At 70.5% G+C, this 1,340-nt stretch carries 2 protein-coding genes and 1 pseudogene; all 3 read right to left on the bottom strand.

Going from position 1 to position 1,340, the window contains the following annotated elements; all coding sequences use genetic code 11:
- Positions 1 to 170 precede the first annotated feature (170 nt).
- The gene (locus tag EQG76_RS07550; RefSeq protein WP_159712054.1) at positions 171 to 842 is read right to left on the bottom strand and encodes an acetoacetate decarboxylase family protein; all 672 of its coding nucleotides are present in this window, start codon (positions 840 to 842) and stop codon (positions 171 to 173) included.
- Positions 839 to 1,024 carry an SGNH/GDSL hydrolase family protein gene (locus tag EQG76_RS07545; RefSeq protein ID WP_159712052.1) on the bottom strand — a complete coding sequence of 62 codons (186 nt, stop codon included), beginning with the start codon at positions 1,022 to 1,024 and terminating at the stop codon, positions 839 to 841. Before EQG76_RS07545 ends, EQG76_RS07550 begins: the two co-directional genes overlap by 4 nt.
- A pseudogene (locus EQG76_RS07540) lies at positions 1,021 to 1,340 on the bottom strand (hypothetical protein); the annotation flags it as partial. The gene EQG76_RS07545 and the pseudogene EQG76_RS07540, both read right to left, overlap by 4 nt.

Below are 1,340 nucleotides of genomic sequence, written 5' to 3'. Positions count from 1 at the left end.
GAAGCGCCCGCTTCATCTGCTCTTCTCCCTGACGTGACTGCCGGAGGCCCGGCTGTTCTTGGCTCGGCCGGGCTGATCGCGACGGCCTGATGCGATGGTATGACAGGTTTAAAGGATGATGTCGGCCATGGTCAACCTGGCTGGAGCCGGGACGCGGCCTAGCCATCTGCTCAGCCGCCGAACCGCAGCACCATGCGCTCCAGACGGAAGCTGACGAGCGGGGTGGATCCAGCGAGGAAGCCGAGCGGCCCGTCTGCGGCGAACCGCCAGTCTGCACGTCCCAGCACGACCCGGCCGCCCACCCGCGCCCGGGTGACTTTCAGGGCTGCGTGGAGCATCTGTTCCGTGCGCAGGACCAGCGGCCAGCGGCCAGGCAGCGGCAGCCGCGGCACGAAGCGGCAGGCCGCGATCTCCCTGCCGCCTTCCGCCAGGCTGGCCCGGAATGCCGTATCGCGCTCGAACCGGAGGTCGCCCATCTGCTTGGGCATTCCCCACATCGCCCTGCCGCCCAGAGCCGCGGCAGGGTCGTCCACCCAGATCCGGATGACGCTCACGGCGGGCCCGCGGCCAGCCACCACCGGAACCGCCGCCAGGAATTCATGGTAGGAGAGGGTGCCGCCAGGACCGTAAGCAGCCCAGCCGGTGGTCAGGACCGTCCGGCCCCGGCACGCGACCGGGCGCACCCCCTGCGGCAGGTCTGTTGCCACCGCACCCACCGACACCGTCCAGAGCGAGGCATGGACATCGCCCTCGAGATGCCAGGGCTCAGACGGGTAGCAGGAGTCCTGCCGCTCCTCCGGATCGCCCAGCGTCCCGCCGCGGAGTGAGCTGCCCGCGTTCACGGCGGCGGATCCTGCCCCGCCAGCTCGCGCAACGCCGCTTCCGCCAGGCGGCCATGGGCATAGGTGGTGGGATGGACCTGGTCCCAGAAGAGGTGCCCCTCGCAGCGGGTCGCCCCACTGCAGGGTGTGACGATGTCGGTGAAGCCGAAGGCGGCCGGATCGGCGCGGACCTGCTCGGTCATGGCGAAGACGTCCAGGCGGTAGAGCCGGAGCTCGCCCGGCGTCGTGGCCGCGAGTTCGCGCAGTACCGCATCGGTCCGGGATTGAATGCCGCTGTCAGCTGCCGCGCCTGCCCGGCGGCTTCATGGCCGTACGTCCTGACTGCCGGCGTAATGCCGACATCCGGCAGGTTCGGGACCAGGAGGTCTGTCGCACCCGACGCCACGAGGTCCGCAAGGATGCCCCGCAGCGCGGAAACGGCGGCATCGACCTTCGACGGGCCGGGATCGCCCAGCGCGCCGAGGAGGTCGTTGCCGCCGCCATAGACGATATGGAGCG

Source organism: Geminicoccus flavidas (assembly GCF_009806515.1).
GTDB lineage: Bacteria > Pseudomonadota > Alphaproteobacteria > Geminicoccales > Geminicoccaceae > Geminicoccus > Geminicoccus flavidus.
This window is presented reverse-complemented; position numbering and strand designations above follow the sequence as displayed.

Bases quoted from the DNA above. Each gene is read 5' to 3' on its own strand.
- EQG76_RS07545 (WP_159712052.1), bottom strand. From the start codon at position 1,024: ATGACCGAGCAGGTCCGCGCCGATCCGGCCGCCTTCGGCTTCACCGAC.